Source organism: Prodigiosinella aquatilis (genome assembly GCA_030388725.1).
GTDB classification, from domain to species: domain Bacteria; phylum Pseudomonadota; class Gammaproteobacteria; order Enterobacterales; family Enterobacteriaceae; genus Prodigiosinella; species Prodigiosinella aquatilis.
In genome coordinates, this window is the sequence record CP128857.1 from 2,815,963 (window position 1) to 2,835,547 (window position 19,585).

The 19,585-nt window shown below is 43.8% G+C and carries 20 protein-coding genes; 5 read left to right on the forward strand and 15 right to left on the reverse strand.

Annotation, left to right across the window (positions count from 1 at the left end; translation table 11 throughout):
- Nucleotides 1-98: 98 nt before the first annotated feature.
- The 4 genes from flgA to flgN all read left to right on the forward strand — a co-directional run bounded on the left by flgA (nucleotide 99) and on the right by flgN (nucleotide 1,597).
- Nucleotides 99-716 carry a flagellar basal body P-ring formation chaperone FlgA gene (gene flgA, locus PCO85_13055; protein WJV56080.1) on the forward strand — a complete coding sequence of 206 codons (618 nt, stop codon included), beginning with the start codon at nucleotides 99-101 and terminating at the stop codon, nucleotides 714-716.
- A 139-nt stretch (nucleotides 717-855) separates the two neighbouring features.
- Nucleotides 856-1,152: a flagellar biosynthesis anti-sigma factor FlgM gene (flgM, locus tag PCO85_13060; GenBank protein WJV52182.1), complete on the forward strand. Its 297-nt coding sequence runs from the start codon at nucleotides 856-858 to the stop codon at nucleotides 1,150-1,152.
- Between the two features lie 5 nt (nucleotides 1,153-1,157).
- On the forward strand, nucleotides 1,158-1,310 hold the full coding sequence (locus PCO85_13065; GenBank protein WJV52183.1) for a hypothetical protein: 153 nt from the start codon (nucleotides 1,158-1,160) through the stop codon (nucleotides 1,308-1,310).
- A 5-nt stretch (nucleotides 1,311-1,315) separates the two neighbouring features.
- Entirely contained in the window at nucleotides 1,316-1,597 is a 282-nt protein-coding gene (gene flgN, locus PCO85_13070; protein WJV52184.1) for a flagellar export chaperone FlgN, read from the forward strand.
- Nucleotides 1,598-1,646: 49 nt separating this feature from the next.
- On the opposite strand, the gene PCO85_13075 is transcribed toward flgN, so the two are convergent.
- The 15 genes from PCO85_13075 to flhD form a co-directional block, all read right to left on the reverse strand.
- Entirely contained in the window at nucleotides 1,647-1,754 is a 108-nt protein-coding gene (locus tag PCO85_13075) for a flagellar protein FlhE (protein ID WJV52185.1), read from the reverse strand.
- Nucleotides 1,744-1,944 carry a flagellar protein FlhE gene (locus PCO85_13080; protein ID WJV56081.1) on the reverse strand — a complete coding sequence of 67 codons (201 nt, stop codon included), beginning with the start codon at nucleotides 1,942-1,944 and terminating at the stop codon, nucleotides 1,744-1,746. Before PCO85_13080 ends, PCO85_13075 begins: the two co-directional genes overlap by 11 nt.
- 122 nt (nucleotides 1,945-2,066) lie before the next feature.
- Nucleotides 2,067-4,148: a flagellar biosynthesis protein FlhA gene (gene flhA, locus PCO85_13085; protein ID WJV52186.1), complete on the reverse strand. Its 2,082-nt coding sequence runs from the start codon at nucleotides 4,146-4,148 to the stop codon at nucleotides 2,067-2,069.
- A complete protein-coding gene (flhB, locus tag PCO85_13090) occupies nucleotides 4,141-5,292 on the reverse strand; it encodes a flagellar biosynthesis protein FlhB (GenBank protein ID WJV52187.1) in 1,152 nt (383 codons plus the stop codon). Before flhB ends, flhA begins: the two co-directional genes overlap by 8 nt.
- 230 nt (nucleotides 5,293-5,522) lie before the next feature.
- Nucleotides 5,523-6,167 (reverse strand): protein phosphatase CheZ, encoded by a 645-nt coding sequence (gene cheZ / locus PCO85_13095; GenBank protein WJV52188.1) that lies wholly within the window; start codon nucleotides 6,165-6,167, stop codon nucleotides 5,523-5,525.
- Nucleotides 6,168-6,176: 9 nt separating this feature from the next.
- Nucleotides 6,177-6,566, reverse strand: coding sequence for a chemotaxis response regulator CheY (cheY, locus tag PCO85_13100; protein ID WJV52189.1), 390 nt, complete (start codon nucleotides 6,564-6,566; stop codon nucleotides 6,177-6,179).
- Nucleotides 6,567-6,600: 34 nt separating this feature from the next.
- On the reverse strand, nucleotides 6,601-7,653 hold the full coding sequence (locus tag PCO85_13105) for a chemotaxis response regulator protein-glutamate methylesterase (GenBank protein ID WJV52190.1): 1,053 nt from the start codon (nucleotides 7,651-7,653) through the stop codon (nucleotides 6,601-6,603).
- Entirely contained in the window at nucleotides 7,653-8,525 is an 873-nt protein-coding gene (gene cheR / locus PCO85_13110) for a protein-glutamate O-methyltransferase CheR (protein ID WJV52191.1), read from the reverse strand. The genes PCO85_13105 and cheR overlap by 1 nt, the downstream gene beginning before the upstream one ends.
- A gap of 521 nt (nucleotides 8,526-9,046) precedes the next feature.
- Nucleotides 9,047-10,741: a methyl-accepting chemotaxis protein gene (locus tag PCO85_13115; GenBank protein ID WJV52192.1), complete on the reverse strand. Its 1,695-nt coding sequence runs from the start codon at nucleotides 10,739-10,741 to the stop codon at nucleotides 9,047-9,049.
- Nucleotides 10,742-10,878: 137 nt separating this feature from the next.
- The gene (cheW, locus tag PCO85_13120; GenBank protein WJV52193.1) at nucleotides 10,879-11,376 is read right to left on the reverse strand and encodes a chemotaxis protein CheW; all 498 of its coding nucleotides are present in this window, start codon (nucleotides 11,374-11,376) and stop codon (nucleotides 10,879-10,881) included.
- Nucleotides 11,377-11,412: 36 nt separating this feature from the next.
- Nucleotides 11,413-13,434 (reverse strand): chemotaxis protein CheA, encoded by a 2,022-nt coding sequence (cheA, locus tag PCO85_13125; GenBank protein WJV56082.1) that lies wholly within the window; start codon nucleotides 13,432-13,434, stop codon nucleotides 11,413-11,415.
- 17 nt (nucleotides 13,435-13,451) lie between these two features.
- Complete coding sequence (gene motB, locus PCO85_13130; protein ID WJV52194.1) at nucleotides 13,452-14,552, reverse strand: flagellar motor protein MotB; 1,101 nt, start codon at nucleotides 14,550-14,552, stop codon at nucleotides 13,452-13,454.
- Nucleotides 14,549-15,436, reverse strand: a complete 888-nt coding sequence (motA, locus tag PCO85_13135) for a flagellar motor stator protein MotA (GenBank protein ID WJV52195.1) — start codon at nucleotides 15,434-15,436, stop codon at nucleotides 14,549-14,551. The genes motB and motA overlap by 4 nt, the downstream gene beginning before the upstream one ends.
- Before the next feature lie 126 nt (nucleotides 15,437-15,562).
- The gene (flhC, locus tag PCO85_13140) at nucleotides 15,563-16,141 is read right to left on the reverse strand and encodes a flagellar transcriptional regulator FlhC (protein ID WJV52196.1); all 579 of its coding nucleotides are present in this window, start codon (nucleotides 16,139-16,141) and stop codon (nucleotides 15,563-15,565) included.
- A 5-nt stretch (nucleotides 16,142-16,146) separates the two neighbouring features.
- Entirely contained in the window at nucleotides 16,147-16,497 is a 351-nt protein-coding gene (flhD, locus tag PCO85_13145) for a flagellar transcriptional regulator FlhD (GenBank protein WJV52197.1), read from the reverse strand.
- A gap of 1,325 nt (nucleotides 16,498-17,822) precedes the next feature.
- Between flhD and PCO85_13150 the strand changes: the two genes are divergently transcribed.
- Nucleotides 17,823-19,553: a methyl-accepting chemotaxis protein gene (locus PCO85_13150; protein ID WJV52198.1), complete on the forward strand. Its 1,731-nt coding sequence runs from the start codon at nucleotides 17,823-17,825 to the stop codon at nucleotides 19,551-19,553.
- The last annotated feature ends 32 nt before the right edge of the window (nucleotides 19,554-19,585 follow it).

Below are 19,585 nucleotides of genomic sequence, written 5' to 3' on the forward strand. Positions count from 1 at the left end.
CCTCCACCGTTATACTGATGAGCTAGCATGATGTAGTCTGGGGAGCGTTGATGGGTATTCGTAGTTGTCTTGGTTTATTATTGGCAAGCATAGTGGTCATGCCTACGGCAGCCATTGCAGCCGATCTTCAAACTCAGTTGAACAATTTCTTTGCTTCTAATTTTCAAAACTCACCTGACCATATAAATGTGGTGATAAAATCGCCACAGTCTCAATGGTTGCAGTGCGATAATCCGCAATTATCTTTGTCCAGTAACGCCAAGGTCTGGGGGAATGTCTCCGTCTCCATTCGATGCAATCAGCAACGAAGATTCATTCAGGTCAACGTTCAAGTGACTGGAAATTACGTTGTAACATCCCGGATGATCCCCCGAGGCACAACACTCAGCAACAATGATCTTCGTATTACGCAAGGAAGGCTCGACCAGTTACCGACACACGCTATACTGTTACTGAATGATGCTCAAGGCGCCATAGCATTGCGAAACATCGCGCCAGGGCAAGCTGTTACTTCTGTGATGATACGTAAGCCATGGGTTATCCATGCCGGACAGAATGTACAAATTCTCGTCCAAGGCACAGGTTTCACTATCCGTAACGAAGGCAAAGCGATGAACAATGCAGCAATCGGTCAATCAGCCAGGGTCAGAACCCCTTCAGGGCAAATTGTTTCAGGGGTAGTCAATGAAGATGGGATTATTCTGATCTCACAATAAATTATTAAAGTTTTCCCTACTGTGGTCGATGCTATATGCATCACAGTTGATGACTTTGCATTTCAGCCGGATATTCCCATATGAAACAATATCCTTTTGATTGTTAATCATTTATTTTTCAGATTAAGAGTGGACTATTATGAGCATCGAACGTACCCAGCCATTGAAACCGGTCAACCAGGTTCAGTCTCGAGATCCTGGTGATGCTGTCAAATCTAAACACAAGACAGCCGGAACTCAGACTGAAGTCGCAGGTACTCAGGTCAAACTTAGCGATGCACAGTCAAAACTGATGCAACCTTCTTCGCAAGATATTGATATGAAACGTGTTGAAACACTAAAACAAGCCATTCAAGATGGTTCGTTAAAAATGGATGTTGGCAAAATTGCCGATGCATTAATTAAAGATGCTCAAGACATGATTTCAGGTAACTGACTGTTATGGAAAAACTACAGACATTGCTAGAGCAACTGTATAATCACCTGCTCGATCTGGGAACCATTTTGGATGAAGAGCAAAAGCTGCTCTGCGCAGGTCGAATCAACGGTTCAGCACTTCAGCAGATAACAGAAAAAAAAAAAGCTCACTATTAGCTACCATGCAATATCTTGAAGAAGGCCGCCACAAGGAAGAGAATCGTATACGCCTACAGGCTCCTTATGACTTAGATGGAGAATTAAATCAACTTTGGGACAATATTCAGAATATGACTCAGAATTTACACAATAAAAATCAACATAATGGCTTGCTATTGAAACAACACATTGCTTACACCAATGAAGCCCTGGATGTTCTAAAACCTCGCCATACTCAGTCCCTTTACGGACCAGACGGTTACTCTAAAAACAAATCTATCTCCGGACGAAAAATAAGTATATGAAGCAGACGTGGCACCTTGCCCAATAACAGTCTCTGTCATCTCTTATAATCTATTTATAATTTATTGAAATTTCATTACTTCTTACTTCTACTGCTGTACGCAGTCTCCCACCTCCCGGAATATAATAAATAAATCGGAATTCACTGTTAGCTGGCACCCCCCCCCAATGCTCTCGTTTGCCCACTCGCACCGTCTAAATTCGCGCACCGGTTCACAGAACACAACTTCACAGCTAAATCAGGTGGCGGCGGTGATGTTAAAAAATAACGCCAGTAAACAACAGTTACCGTATCAGCACTGCTAACGTTTAGTCCTTTGGGTGGTAAAAATGCTGGAGAAGCCGCCATAACACCCCGATACTCCAGTGTCACACCGAGATGACTTGCATTCCATCCTCCCGCCGAAGCTCTAACGAGAAAAGGAAATATCAATCCCCCACAGAGAAGAGAAGTCGTCAGCGTTCGGATCATCATACCTCACCAATAATAGAGGTCATACGAATCTGCCGGTTATCACTAATCTCAAGATTCGATAAAACAGCCAGTTGCGGCAAACTTCTATGCAAAAATCGCGCTAACAATGCACGCAGAGCGTGATTTACGAGTAAGACGGGTGGAGCTGCTAGCATCTCCTGACGCTGGAGCGCTTGTTTAGCCTGCTCCAGTAAGCGATCAGCCAGGCCTGGTTCCAGACCGCCTCCGCCTTGTAACGCCTGCAACAATAAACGTTCCAGAGAACCATCAAGACCAATCACCTGAAGTTCAGCGTTACCGGGGAACCATTGTTGGGTAATTGAGCTACCCAATGCAATACGAACGACGGTCGTTAATTCGTAAGGATCAGTCTGCACAGGGGCATGTTCAGACAGTGTTTCAATGATGGTACGCATATCACGAATTGAAACTCCTTCACTCAACAGATTTTGCAGGACTTTATGTAACGTAGTTAGAGTAGCAACACCTGGGATAAAGTCTTCTGTTAGCTTAGGCATTTCCTGAGAAACTCTCTCCATCAACTGCTGTGCCTCTTGGCGGCCAAACAGTTCACTGGCGTGCATACCAAGTAAATGGTTAAGGTGTGTCGCAACTACCGTGCTCGCTTCAACCACTGTATAACCCTGGGTTTGTGCCTGTTCTTTAAGTGCACTTTCTATCCATACCGCGGGTAAATTGAAAGCAGGATCTTTTGTTACTTCCCCAGGTAGATCACCTACCGCATTTCCAGGATTAATCGCCATCCAACGCCCTGGATGCGCTTCACCGCTCCCGATTTCGACGCCTTTCATCAGAATACGATAACTGGCCGGCTGTAGATCTAAATTGTCCCTGATATGTACTACAGGTGGCAGGTAACCCATTTCCTGGGCAAATTTTTTCCTGATACTGCGAATTCGACCCAATAACTCACCGTTCTGCTGAAAATCCACCATTGGAATAAGCCGGTATCCTACTTCCATACCTAATGGATCCTCCAGTTGCACATCAGACCAGCTAGCCTCAACGATCTGCGGAGAGTCATGAGCCACAGAAGGTTCTGCCGCCAGGGAAGGCATTTTTACCGCATCTTTCCTCATCCACCAGGCAAGACCAAGCAGCCCAGCAGTAAACAGAAGGAAAACCAGGTTTGGCATGCCAGGTACTAACCCAACCAGGCCAAGCACACCGGCACTTAATACCATTACTCGCGGATTATTAAAAAGCTGTGTGACCATTTGCTGGCCAACATCCTGATCGGTGCTGACACGTGTCACAATGACACCTGCCGCAGTGGATATCACAAGTGCAGGTATCTGAGCAACCAGCCCATCACCAATGGTAAGTAAGGTATAACTTTCGGCTGATTGCCCTAACGACATACCATGCTGAAGAACCCCGACTAATAAGCCACCAACAATATTGATGGCCATAATCATTAATCCAGCAACTGCGTCACCACGAACAAATTTACTGGCACCATCCATCGAACCATAAAAATCAGCTTCCTGAGTGACTTCAGAACGTCGTTTTTTAGCTTCGTCTTCACCAATCAGCCCCGCATTCAAATCAGCATCGATGGCCATCTGCTTACCAGGCATTCCATCCAGCACAAAACGTGCACCGACTTCTGCAATACGACCTGCACCTTTAGTGATAACCATAAAGTTGATTAACACCAGAATAATGAATACGACGATCCCTATGGCAAAATTACCGCCAACCAGAAAATGCCCAAAGGCTTCGACTACACGGCCAGCTGCTGCTGCCCCAGTATGCCCTTCCATTAGAATGATACGGGTTGAAGCAACATTCAGTGATAACCGTAATAAGGTTGAAAAAAGCAAAATAGTAGGGAATGCAGCAAAATCAAGAGTACGATGGGTGAACATCGCTACCAGCAGAACCATGATGGACAGTGCGATATTGAACGTAAATAACAGGTCCAATACAAATGGTGGTAATGGCAATATCATCATCGACAAAATAAGCAGGATCAATATCGGCCCTGCCAGTATTTGCCAATGAGTATCTTTCAAATTACTGGGTAAACGAAGTAAAGCGGCCAGATTAGCCATCAGTCATATTCTCTTTAGCAAAATCCAGCGCTTCTGGCACCGGCAAATGTTTAGGTTTCTGCGGTATTAAACCGCCTTCACGTTTCCACCGCTTCAGTTGGTAAACCCAGGCAAGAACCTCAGCCACTGCCGCATAAAGCACGGCGGGAATATGTTGTCCGACCTCAGAATGTCGATAAAGCGCACGTGCTAATGGGGGTGCTTCCAAAACAGGAATCCGATGTTCGCTCCCCAACTCACGAATCCGTAGCGCTACTTGCCCTGCACCTTTGGCAAGGACTTTAGGCGCGTTCATTTTTTTCTCATCATATTGCAAAGCTACAGCATAGTGTGTTGGGTTGGTAACGATCACATCAGCATAAGGGACATCTGACATCATACGCCGTTGAGACATGGCACGTTGCTGCTGACGAATCTTGCCCTTGATATGAGGGTCACCCTCACTTTCCTTATATTCGTCACGGATTTCCTGTTTTGTCATACGTAACTTTTTAATATGACTCCAGATTTGCCAGAAAACATCAAACGCCGCCATAGGAATCAGTCCCATGATGACCAAAAAACCGCATTTAACTGCCAGATTTAATGCATCACTCAATGCAGTAACCGGCGACTCTGAAACCAAGTGCAACATCTTTGGCCAGTTATACAATAAAAACCAGTAGGTTATGGCTCCTACCATCACGGCTTTAAGAATAGCTTTGAAAAGCTCGGCCAATGCCTGCGTCGAAATCACACGCTTTATTCCCGCAATAGGATCGAGCTTTTTTAAATCGAATTTAATCGCTTTTGCACTAAATAATATCCCGCCCAAAAGCATGGGGGCAGCCAAAGCCACTATCACACTTCCAAGCAAGATAGGAATCAATGCAGATGCAGCTAATTTAATCATGACCCCGGCATGTCGTATCATCTGCTTGTCATCGCTGATGATGTTATGATCAAAAAACAACCCTTGAGTCAACATGACCGCGAGCTTATGCGCCATCGCGGTCCCCCCCATCCATAAGATAGACAGTCCAGCGATAAGCATAAAAATAGAGGTTAGTTCCCGGGAACGAGGTACTTGGCCGTCTTCTCGAGCTTTTTCCTCTCGTTGGGGGGTAGGATCTTCTGTTTTTTCTAGATCACTATCATCAGCCACTACAGCGTACCTATATCACTTGGCAGTCATGAAATATCTTCTGCTTAGCATGACAAATATGTTCAAACTTTATGGGTGGAAAAAAGGAGAAAAGACATGGCTATTTAAAGCATAAGAAAATAAGCATGGGAATTTACGACCGGGAATGCTCCCGATCGCAAAAAACCACACATGTACAGTCAGAAACTGCGTACTACTTGTTGAATACAGCGGCGTTCGCAGGACGTTAATCAGAATCCCAAGCTATCTAATAGATCATCAACCTGGTCTTGATTCGATACGATTCCGGCAGCACTCTTATCGACTTGAGGTCCATTAAGCAAACCGTCACTCTCACGTCTGGCTGGACTCTGTTTTTCCGGGATATTTTCCAACAATACCATCAATAACTGTTTTTCAATCTCCTGAACAACGTCCATCATACGCTTGATAACCTGACCCGTCAGATCCTGGAAATCCTGAGCCATCATGATTTCCAACAATTGCGCATTAGTAAACGACGTATGCTCTGGTACATCCTGCAGATAACTGCGTGTATCGGTAACCAATTCACGTGCATCTGCTAGCTCTATCGGGTTTTCAAACCATTGATCCCAACGAGCTTTTAAAGACTTGGCATCAGCTTCCAACTGATTCTGACGTGGTTGTGCGGCTTCAACACAGTTTAAAGCACGTTCGGCTGCTTGTGCCGTCATTTGTACAACATAATCAAGACGATCTCTGGCATCAGGAATAGCTTCCGCAGCTTCCGCAATCGCATGATCCAGCCCGAGCTCTTTCAGGCTATCACGTAACATACGCGTTAACTGCCCAATACGAGAAATGATCTCTGTGGCTGATGCGTTATCGTTAATGGGCATCGGATGTGACTTCATAGCATCTCCTTACATACCCAGTTTTTCGAAAATTTTACTCAGCTTTTCTTCCAACGTAGCAGCAGTAAATGGTTTAACTACATAACCGCTAGCACCGGCCTGTGCCGCAGCAATGATGTTTTCTTTCTTGGCCTCAGCGGTTACCATCAATACTGGTAGTTTGGAAAGGGCAGCATCAGCACGAATGGTTTTTAGCAGTTCTAACCCATCGATGTTGGGCATATTCCAGTCAGAAATGACAAAGTCAAAACCACCAGAACGCAACTTATTAAGCGCGTCAGAGCCGTCTTCTGCTTCTTCCACATTGTTGAAGCCCAGCTCTTTTAGTAGATTTCGAACAATACGCCGCATTGTTGAAAAATCATCGACTACTAAAAATCTGAGTTCTTTATCAGCCATACCTACTCCTAATTTTATTGCTCACCCGGAGCTGCTATATACGTAACGCCTGTCCGGCGGAAATTTGTGCCAGCATTCGCTGGCTCACCTGGTGCAAATCCACCACTTCATCAACACCACCGAGAGCAATAGCCTCGCGAGGCATACCAAATACCACACAACTTGCCTCATTTTGAGCCAAGGTATAGGCTCCTGCCTGGTGAAGCTCTAGTAAACCAGCCGCACCATCATTTCCCATGCCAGTCAGGATAACGCCCACTGCATTTCTTCCTGCATACTGTGCTACAGAACGAAATAATACATCAACTGATGGGCGATGCCGATTGACTGGTGGGCCATCATGCAATTTCACCTGATAATTCGCGCCACTTCGCGCTAACTCAAGATGTCTGGCACCTGGTGCAATATAGGCATGACCAGGCAGAACACGTTCACCATCTTCAGCTTCCTTAACCGTTATCTGGCACAATTTATTCAGACGTTCGGCGAAAGACTTGGTAAACCCCGGTGGCATATGCTGCGTGATCAACAAAGCTGGGCTAGTTGGAGGTAACGGCTGCAATACATGACGAATTGCTTCTGTTCCTCCTGTAGAAGCCCCGATTGCGATCAGTTTCTCACTGCTGAGCAATGGCATGCTGGGGATCATTACTGTTGGTATATTATGGGCATTACGCTGAGGTAACCTGGCTTTGGCCGCCATGCGAATTTTTTCCGCAATCAGCTCGCTATAAGCCAGCATCCCTTCACGAATACCCAACTGCGGTTTAGTAACAAAATCTATTGCCCCTAGTTCCAATGCACGTAACGTAATTTCAGAACCTTTCCCCGTCAATGACGACACCATGACTACGGGCATTGGACGAAGACGCATCAGTTTTTCCAAAAAATCCAAACCATCCATACGCGGCATTTCAACATCAAGCGTCAATACTTGTGGATTGAATTTTTTAATCAAATCACGTGCGACCAATGGGTCTGGTGCGGTAGCAACGACTTCCATATCAGGATGGCTATTAATAATTTCAGTCATGATCTGACGCATCAGTGCAGAATCATCAACACATAATACTTTTATTTTGTTCATTATCTTTCCTTAGCCAGCCCATAGACAGTCTGCCCACGCAGGTAGAATTCTCGGCTGATTTGACTGAAATTTTCTGAATGTCCGGCAAATAACAGCCCGCCCGGTTTAAGCAGCGGAACAAAACGACGCAAGATGCGCTCCTGCGTCTCTTTATCAAAGTAAATCATAATATTGCGGCAAAATATGGCATCAAATGGTGCTGGAACAGGCCAATCTGGTGCCAACAAATTAAGTTGCTGAAAATGCACCATGGAAGCTAATTCCGGACGGACGCGCACTAACCCACTATGCGGGCCGGTACCTCGTAAAAAAAAACGTTGTAACTGCTGAGGAGAAAGCGAACGCAGCTCTTCCTGCCTATATATGCCAGCTGCGGCCTTTTCCAGGACCTGGGTGTCTATATCGCTGGCGCAGACCTGACAACCACTAACTCGATCGCCTAACACTTCAGATAATGTCATGGCCAATGAATAGGGTTCCTCTCCTGTCGATGCTGCCGTACTCCAGACAGTATATCCATTAGGTCGTTTTCGCGCGTGCTCTGCCAGAATAGGGAAATGATGTGCTTCACGGAAAAAAGCGGTCAGATTAGTCGTCAATGCGTTGATAAATGCCTGCCATTCTGCACTGTTGAGATCTGACTCTAATAATGCCAGATACTGACCAAAATCAGTTATGCCCAACAGCCGCAATCGACGAACGAGACGGTTATAAACCATTTCCCGTTTGTGATCGGCCAGCACAATACCAGCTCGCTGATAAATAAGCTGACTGATACGCCGAAAATGCGCATCAGACAGAGGTAACCGTTCAACCATCTGCGTCAAAATGGACGCAGAACCAGTACGATTTGGCGATGGCATATTTTTCATATCTAACCGCCCGAAAATGGATAAGTTATTTTATTGTTGTCCAATCAGGACGTTCCTCACATCAACTGCAGGTTTGCACATTTACTTGTCAGACATCCATCCTTTCGGGAGCACCTATTACCCACTCAATAACGACGCTGTACATCGAAAAAACGAAATAATCCATAATGAGATCTATCTAACGCTATTCACCATATTACCGGTCGTCTCGACTCAATCTACATTGAACCTTATACGAATTTTATTGTGGGAAAAAGCCGCAATCTACCCAGATAAACGACCACCACAATCAGGTTAAAACATCCACGTACTATCTCCATCGGCTGTAATAACGCTTTCTTTAGCTAAATTGGAGTAATTATTGTGGTAAAAAGATAAAATATAATGATGCCCCAATAGCCAAGTATCCAGGATTACTCACAACAAACATGGCTTGTCAGAATAAATAATCAGCTAAACACATAACCACTTCACATCAGACATAAGCCAGCTTTACAGCGGCTTATGTCTATCAATTATTATTAGAATGTTTCCCAGTTATCAGTCGTCTGGCTTGCTTTGGCTTTTTTACCGGTTTCGACGGATGTCGTCAGCAGTGTGGCCGTTTCTGGTACAGGTGCTTGGCCTGTTGAGCGAAAATTAAAATTATCATTTTCTCTAGGTAACTGAAAAACTGCCACAGCCTGATTCAAGGCACGAACCTGCTCTTCTAGAGCAACAGCAGCCGATGCGGACTCCTCAACCAACGCTGAGTTTTGCTGAGTTACCTGATCCATTTCCGTTACTGCCTGACCTACCTGCTCAATACCTTTGCTTTGCTCATCAGACGCGGAAGCAATTTCTCCCATGATGTCAGTTACCCGAGTTACCGCCCCCACAATTTCGGCCATTGTTTCACCAGCGCTCTCCACCAGAACAGATCCTTCATCAACCCGATTAACTGAGTCGTCAATCAAAGTCTTAATCTCTTTTGCTGCCTGAGCACTGCGTTGCGCCAAATTACGCACCTCTCCGGCCACGACAGCAAATCCACGTCCTTGCTCGCCAGCTCGGGCGGCTTCTACTGCCGCATTGAGGGCCAGAATATTTGTCTGGAAAGCGATGCCATCAATTACACTCGTTATATCGGCAATCTTTTGGGAACTTCCAGCAATGTTATGCATTGTCGTCACAACATTATCGACGACCTTACCGCCTTTCTGTGCAGTTTCCGATGCACTTAAAGCAAGCTGGCTAGCCTGGCGTGCATTTTCAGCATTCTGTTTAACTGTCGCAGTCAACTGTTCCATACTGGCCGCAGTTTCCTCAAGCGAGGCTGCCTGCTGCTCTGTCCGGGAAGACAAATCATTATTACCGGCACTGATTTCGGTGGCGCCAGTATAAATTGCTTCACTCCCTTGGCGGACAGCGCTTACTGTCGTGATAAATTCATTTTGCATATGCCGCAAGCTATCTGCCAGCATACCCATTTCATTAGTGCCGTTAAAATCAATCCGCTGAGTCAGATCACCTTTGGCCATGTGACGAATATGTTCAACGAGATTATGTAATGGATGGATCAAGGTTCTATTGATACCCAACCAGACAGCGACTACAGCAATAATCACAATGGTAATAATCGTTCCCAGAATCCAAAGTGCAGACGAATAAGCCGCATTATTTTCTGCTATGGCAATACTGTTGATTTTATCGTAGGACTTTTTATAGGAATAATAAGCTTTTTCAAAACGATCTTGATAGCCTTGTGTTGGCTGTTCAAAAAACTCTTTTAATCGAGCAGTAGAAATAAACTGGATTAGCTCAGTTAAAGCAGCATTTAATTCATCGTAATTACTCTTTATAGATTTGGCGACCTGGCTATCTTCTTTGTCTAAATAAGGAATATTTTCATAGTTAGCATAATGAGTATTAGCTGTTATCAGTTGTTTTTTTGCCAGTTCAATCAAATCTTTGGTAGTCGCGCCGCCAGTAACGTTACCGGATGACTCCATTGCAAATCGGGTACCTGCGCGATTCAGCGTATTACGCGTTTGTAACAAATAAGACCATGTTGCATCTAGTTCTGATTTTTGCTGATTAATAATTCGCGTGCTACTAAATATTTCCCGGTCTGTTTTCAATGAATTGAAAAATAAACTACCTGATATAATCTGTAATATGCAAAATAACCCTAGTACAATAATAAGACTAGTAACTACTTTTATACGAGTAAACATATTGAGCCTTTTCTATACCCCTATTACCGATATTAACGGCATTCATTAAGATATATTTATTGACTTCCAATTTATGGAAAAGTGTAGTAAGAATAGTTTGGACCACTCAATAGGTGGTCCAAATCAATAGTGGTTAATCAAACTTTCATAACACTATCTACCAACGCCATTTCTTCACTGCTAAGCAGTTTTTCAATATCAACCAGTATCAGCATTCTTTCGCCCAGAGATCCCAATCCGGTCAAATATTCAGTCGACAGGGTTACTGCAAATTCCGGTGCAGGACGAATCTGATCAGCCGTTAATGACAACACGTCAGAAACACCATCAACAACAATCCCTACAACACGCTGACCCAAATTCAGGACAATAACAACGGTGTTATCGTCATAATCCACTTCTTGTTGCGCAAATTTAATACGTAAGTCAACAATTGGAACAATGACACCACGGAGATTCGTTACACCTTTAATAAAGGCCGGCGTGTTGGCAATACGGGTTACTTGGTCATAACCACGAATTTCCTGCACTTTTAAAATATCAACGCCGTACTCTTCGTCACCAAGCGTAAAAATCAAGAACTCCTGTCCCACCGTTTCACCCGTTAGTTTTGTGACGTTTGCAAGTCCAGTCATGTTTATCACCTTTAATCAATAACCGTTATTTTGTTGTTAAGCAGCGGTTTCAACCACACGCTTTTCCCGATAAAGCGCCTGTAACGCTGAAACATCAACAATTAGCGCGACACTACCATCACCTAAAATAGTAGCGGCTGAAACTCCTGGCACCTTGCGATAATTACTTTCCAGGTTTTTCACGACAACTTGATGCTGTCCGATTAATTGGTCGACCAACAAAGCATAACGACGGCCAGCACTTTGCAGGATTACAACGATCCCTTGTGTTGCATCCGTTTTAGCCTCGGCAACATCAAAGACTTGGTAAAGCTCAATTAATGGCAGGTATTCACCACGAACCTGCAGCACTCTTTCTCCCCCCGCCAAAGGATATAAATCTTCAGACTGGGGTTGCAGAGACTCCATTACTGCGTTGAGTGGCAGAATGAAAACCTCACCGCTAACCTTAACCGACATACCATCCAGAATGGCCAATGTAAGTGGTAGCAAGATACGTATCGTAGTACCCTTTCCTTTCTGAAAATGGATTTCAACATGTCCCCCCATTTCCTGGATATTACGTTTCACAACATCCATCCCGACACCACGGCCTGAAACATCCGTAACCTTTTCTGCTGTTGAAAATCCAGGTGCGAAGATCAGCATACCGACTTCCTCGTCAGTCATGCTTTCGCTAACCGCCATTTTCTGGGAAAGTGCCTTAGCCAGTATTTTTTCTCGATTTAACCCGGCACCATCATCAACAACCTCGATGCAGATGCTTCCACCCTGATGCTCTGCGGACAGCGTTAAATTCCCTACGGCTGGTTTACCCGCAGCAATACGGCTTTCCGGTGATTCAATGCCATGGTCCAAGCTATTGCGAACAAGATGCGTCAACGGATCAATAATGCGTTCAATCAAGCTCTTATCGAGCTCAGTTGAACTCCCGGACAGCGTCAGTTCAACTTCTTTCCCCAACTTCGCAGCCAAATCACGAACCAGACGAGGAAATCGGCTAAACACATATTCCATCGGCATCATCCGGATGGACATCACTGACTCTTGTAAGTCACGTGCATTCCTTTCCAACTGTCCCATGCTGTTAAGCAAATCACCATGAGCAACAGGATCCAGTTCTGTTGAACGTTGAGCCAACATTGATTGTGTAATCACCAGTTCTCCAACCAGGTTAATCAGTTGATCAACTTTTTCGACAGCGACACGAATACTAGTGTCACCTGCTTTTACCCGCCCCTTGGCTGCTTCATTAACTTTTGCCGCAACTGTTGCAGGTACTGCAGTAGCGGGTTTACTTGGTGTTATCGGGGCGCTCTCTGCTGGTGCAGTTGGGGTATCAATCGGCGACTGAACCACAGGTGCCGCCGCCGCAACTTCGTCCACAGGTTTAAAGTTGATTTGTTCTGGTTCAAGAACAAAACACAGCACTGCACTAATGTCATCTTTATCAGTGGATGTGGACAATGTAACTTCAATACTGCTATCTGTTTGGTGAGAATCTTTCACCGTGCCAAGATTACCCAATTCTTCAAGCAGTTGAGGAATTTCCTGCTCTTTAAGATCGGTCAGTACAATACGTAATTCATTTTGTCCGCCACTAGGGACCGACGCTGAAGCAGACGAAACTGTTGAACCTGTTTCAGTTGAAACAGCAGAAACAGATTCACTTTGCTCTTTAGATTCCAGAGCGAGTTGACGCAGGGCCTGACAAATGTATTCAAAGCTTTCAGCATTGGGTTCCTGCGCAGTTTTATAAGCATCCAACTGATCCTGCATAATATCTTTGGTTTCCAAAAACAGGTTGATGATATCGGTGCTCAATTGCATTTCACCGCGTCTGGCACCATCTAACAGGTTTTCCAACAGATGAGTGGTTTCCTGTAATGCCGTAAAACCAAAAGTTCCTGCGCCACCTTTGATTGAGTGAGCAGCACGGAATATTGCGTTCATCTGCTCGGTATCAGGTGCTAACGGATCAATCAACAATAAATGTTGTTCCATGTCCGCCAACAATTCGTCTGCTTCATCAAAAAATGTTTGATAAAAAGCGCTCATATCCATGCTCACGTGGGTCACCTCTGCTGTGAATCGCGGCCTATTGATGAAGGTGTCGCCTGGCTATCGGGTGCAGCAGGTAGTTTTGTAGTCGGCTGCTGACGGCCCGTTGCCGGTGCTTTATTTTTCCCAGATACTTCAGTCGTACCAGATGCAGGCATATCATTGGCTATGGGCCTAGGCAAAACTGCACCACTATTACTATTTTCGGCAGGTTGGGTCACAGGTTTAGCATTATCCAACCCCATACTTTGTAAATTTTCTATCTTATCTATGCTGACTGCGTTGTCTTCTGAATTCTCATGCTCAATCTTCTCCTGAGCCTGCTTGTTCAGCACTAATAAACTAATGCGGCGATTAATAGCATCATTGCCATTCTGCGCTTGCTTCAAATTCATCGTGGCCGCCATGCCAACAACGCGCAAAACTTTCCCTTCAGAAAGCCCACCTGCTATCAACTCTCGACGAGATGCATTTGCACGATCGGCTGATAGTTCCCAGTTGCTATAACCGCGCTCACCCGTTGCATATTGCGTATCATCAGTATGTCCAGAGAGACTGATTTTATTAGGAATATCATTCAGAATTGGTGCTATGGCCCGCAGAATATCACTCATGTAAGGCTCTACTTGAGCACTGCCTGTTTTAAACATAGGGCGATTTTGACTATCGATAATCTGAATACGCAATCCCTGATCAACCATTTCGATCAACAAATGTGGACGTAATGCTTTCAGTCGCGGATCAGTATCAATCAATTGATCCAGACGATCACGCAGCTTATTCAGCCTTATCTCCTCTAGCTTCCCATCCATAGTATCTATCTGCTTTCTCATTTCCCCTTCTTGCTGAGTCGGATCGTCACCACCACCAGGAATAGGACTCGTCGAGTCGCTCATTTTAGGACCGCTGGTGATAGCCACTTTTAAAGGGGTACGAAAATATTCTGCGATTTGCGCTAATTGAGATGGAGAAGAGATGGAGATAAGCCACATGACTAAAAATAGCGCCATCATGGCAGTCATGAAGTCAGCATAGGCAATCTTCCATGAACCTCCGTGATGAACTGCGTGTCCAGATTTACGCTTTTTGCGAATAATGGGATGCTGGTGTTTCATGCGTCATTTTCCGCTGCCTGCTGAGCCGGAGCTTTCACGCTACGAATATGTTCTTCCATTTCGGTGAAAGAAGGCCGAACGGTGGAATACAATGTTTTACGTCCAAATTCAACGGCTATCTGTGGTGCATAACCATTAAGATTCGATAGCAAGGTCACTTTGATGCACTGCAATACTTTTATCTTTTCGGCATTCTTCTGGCGCAGTAAAGAGGCTAACGGAGATACAAAACCATATGCCAGCAAAATCCCTAAAAAGGTCCCGACCATGGCATGTGCGATCATCATGCCTAATTCAGCGGCTGGACGGTCTACATAAGCAAGAGAATGCACAACCCCCATAACTGCGGCAACAATACCAAATGCCGGCAAAGCATCCCCTATTAAATTCAAGCTGTTGGCAGGGACCTCGATTTCGTGTTCGACCGTTTCTATCTCTTCATCCATCAGTGTTTCAATTTCAAACGCATTCATGTTGCCACTAACCATCAATCGTAGATAATCAGTAACAAATTCAACGATATAAGAGTCCGTCAAAATACGGGGGTAACTAGAAAAAATCTCACTATCTTGTGGATTATCAATATCAAACTCTAAAGAAAGCATGCCCTGCTGACGGGATTTTGCCATTAGGCGAAAGAGTACGGCCATGAGATCCATGTATATTGCTTTGGTATACTTAGTACCAAGAAACAACAGCGGTAAACTGCGAGCCGTTGCTTTAATTGCTTTACCGTTATTGCCGACAGTGAATGCACCTATAGCCGAACCGGCAATAATCAACAACTCAGATGGCTGATAAAGTGCACCTAATTCCCCACCAACGATCAGATAACCGCCCAATATGGAGCCTATGATGACGATATAACCCAATATAACCAGCACAAGAATTCCTTATAATCAAGAGGTCGTATGGATGAGTTATAACGCAATTTTTGCCAGGAACTACTTGAGGATAAACCTGCCACTCCTTACCCAGAAAAGTAACAGGCTTATAAATCGCTACCAGGCTCAGACTGCGTGTTTTACTTGTTCATCCAGCAGTTGAGGTATGATATCGGCAACATTCGGCGAAAGTTTACGTCTTTTTACAGCTCGGGAAGGGGGTTGACACAAACTGCAGACAAATCCATTTTTAGGCTGGTGTGCATGGGTAATAAACAGACCATTACAACAATTACAGGGAGATAATTGAAGCATATCGCTGTCAACAAAACGGACTAACGTCCATGCTCGGGTCAATGCTAATAACGGGGCTTCGCTTTGAGGTGAACATTGTTCAAGATAAAGACGATAAGCTTTAATTACCGCCTCAACGCTACTACAGTGTCCATTTTTCAGTAAGAAAATATAAGCATTATAAAACATGGAGGAATGAATATTTTGCTCCCATGTCATAAACCAATCGGTTGAAAAAGGCAGCATCCCTTTAGGTGGAGGATTTCCTCTTAACTCTTTATATAACTTGATCAAGCGCCCACGACTTAACTGGGTTTCACTTTCAAGCATCTGCAGGCGAGCACCAAGAGAAATGAGCTCCATCGCCAGTTGGATGTCCTTAGCCTCTTGAACAATACTTTTTTCCACCATTATTATTACGCCCTTTTTTTAGGCAAATTTTCTTCTTTTGAAGAAAATTGTTGTAACAACTGACTCGACAATAGAATACCTGTATGTATCTGCTGTAAATCATCTACACGGGATTCTTGTGTCAGTAGTTTAATAGTATTGTGATCATCAAAGCGGAAATGGCATATCAACTGATTAGTTTCAGCTAATTTCACCATCTGTGGCAAGGTAAGTTGCATCAACGCATTAGCCATTTCTTCATTAATACCAAGGCGAAACATGGCCGATGCTTTTTCATCGTTAATTAAACGTTGCGCAAGTAACAAATAAGACAAATTTATGTCATAAATATGCTTAAGTAACTCAGAAGTACCCATAATCTCATCCCGGCAAGCTATGTTTAAACATAAATTAGATGATATGTATATCATCCCAGTTCAATAAATACTCTCCATAGGTGGCATGAAAACTATCGGTGCCAAATGAAATTTATAATTTTAAAATATTTTATTATGACAAAGACAGCAGCACTGTCCTTAAAGCACATCAGATTCCCTCTGCCCATAACACTAACCCATCCTTTGCTGACAATCATTCTGACACATGGAGCATAAGAATAATCCTAATTCCTGTTTACTCTACCGCCTAAGCCGTAGCACATACAACGCGATAGTACATGAAATTTGACAAAAACGTGATTTAGATCACAAAAATGGAGGGATTGGTCCTGATTATTTCCTTTTTTTATAATTAATACCTATTTTCTTGCACACGAAATAACCATAACTACACACAACCCTATCAAAACAGACTCTATTTATTGACCAATGAAATTTAACGGATTGATTTATAAAATAAAAAAGTAGAATATTTATCAATTGTGAAGACTACATATAAGATCACGTGGCTTTTTCATCTATAATGATCAAGTTATCACCTCAGTTACTATTGCATCATCTTTAAAAAAACTGATCCAATGTCCCGGAAATACCCAATTCTAGTATTTTACTCCAAATCGGGTTCTTTTGTGGATAGAATAAAATCAGCGAAATAAGAGAACATTTCCGTTAAAACTCCATATTTTTTGTTAATCATAGAATAAATAGGAAACGGAAGCGCAAAATATTGACCATATGTAAAATATCGAAAGAAAACGAACCCACACTAACCTCGAAAATATTTAACTTAACTTTAACACTTTCATTCTGATGCATGCAGCAAAGGTAATTTGAGATAATAATACTAATTATCTATTAGCAGCATGACCCTCCCTGACAGTTTCCTAAAATCACTCGTCTCGCGGACATTTTATCCACAGTTGTGCTCATGTTCACATTTTATTTCTACAAGTACCTTCATCTGTATTTTATAGATTTCTGGTTATGTAACTGGCCATAACTTAAAATTTTAGTCATTAAATAATTATGAACCCAACGGGTATAAATATTATTTTATTCATATAATCAAATAATTAATATGCCGAATAATTAATCACTGTCTTTCCCATCCCTCTTTTTAGACGGCAAAATCGTGATCAACGTCGCATTGATGCACATTAATGTTTCCCACTAGATACTCATTATCTTTTATATTGGTCCTAGAAAAGTCGAGCCGTTGGCACAACCGATTTTTTAGCAAAAGCGCCCACACTACCAGTGAGTAGTAAGGTGAGTCACCATTACTTCCCTTTGAAAATGAGCAAATGGATATGAAAATGATATCAAAATCAGAACAACAGGGTAAAATTGGAACGATGAATAACCTCCGTTTAGTGCCTTTATTCGTCATTATTCTGGGCGGCATCATGCTACTGTTTGCATTGTCTATCGGCGTATCCAGTTATTTTCTGGTACGCAGCAACCAAACCTTGGATTACGTAACACAAGAGATTGATGTTCGCTTAGGCATATCTAACAGTTCTAATAACCTGCGCACCGCCCGCTTATTACTTATTCAGGCTGCCGCTGCAGTCCGTGTTGGTGACACTAAAGTTTATAATGATAATCTGCAGCAAGCCGAAAACCGCATTGCACAATCCAAACGCGCTTATCAGGTTTATGAGAACCGTAGTATTAAAACTGCAACGGATATCGCTCTCGATCCGGCACTAAAAAAAGCTTACAACGCTTATATAGAACAAGGCATTATGCCAACGCTACAAGCAGCCAAAGATGGTTACTTTGAAGAAGTTCTTTCACATGAATCAGAAGAGAATCGTATTCTGGATGCTGCATACAATAAACCACTATTGCAAGCTGTTGCCTATCGAACCGAACGAGCCAAGGCGCTGAATACAAAAGCGCAAAAAGACGCGCTCTTGGGATATAGCTTGATGGGTATCAGTTTTATCATTGCAGCAATCATGACGACTATCACGTTCTTGTTACTGAAAAGCGTGCTGATTAAACCGATGAATCAGCTGGTGAGCCGCATCCAGCGTATTGCTCAAGGCGATCTCACCCAGGCAGATGAAAACTATGGCCATAACGAAATTGGAATACTCGGCTCAAACGTCCAGCAAATGCAGGCAGCATTAGTTCACACTGTATCTACCGTCCGGGAAAGCGCTGATTCCATTTATCAGGGTTCAATAGAAATTACCGCTGGGAACACAGACTTATCCTCTCGCACGGAACAGCAGGCAGCTGCTATCGAGCAAACGGCAGCAAGCATGGAACAATTAACGTCCACAGTAAAACAGAACTCTGACAATGCACATAATGCCAGCCAACTAGCATCAAATGCCTCAGGTAAGGCCAGACAAGGCGGCGAAATTGTTGCTGGTGTTGTCAGTACCATGAACAATATTACTGGTAGCTCCAAAAAAATATCCGAAATCACTAACGTGATTAACAGTATCGCTTTTCAGACAAATATTCTGGCCCTCAATGCCGCAGTGGAAGCAGCCAGAGCCGGAGAACAAGGGCGTGGATTTGCCGTCGTAGCCGGAGAAGTGCGCAATCTGGCTCAGCGTAGTGCACAAGCTGCAAAAGAAATTGAAGGATTGATTTCGGAATCGGTGTCATTAGTGAACAGCGGTTCAACTCTCGTCGATAAAGCCGGACAAACCATGCAAGAGATTGTCCATGCCGTGACCAACGTAACCGATATCATGAATGAGATTGCTTCAGCATCTGATGAACAGAGTCGAGGCATTACACAAGTCGGGCAGGCTATCTCTGAAATGGATAGTGTGACACAACAAAACGCCGCCTTGGTTCAAGAAGCATCGGCTGCCGCAGCGTCTCTGGAAGAACAGGCTGCCGTATTAACACGAGCTGTAGCCGCATTCAAATTATCTTCACGGCATTCTCAGGATTATGCTGCGACCCCAACAGTTCAGCCAATACTGGCAGCACAGTCCGCTTCAACCTTAGCACTAACCGGACGACCATCCACCAAACCGGGTAATGACAACTGGGAAACGTTCTAACAGCCACAACACCGGTATTAGCCTACAATTTC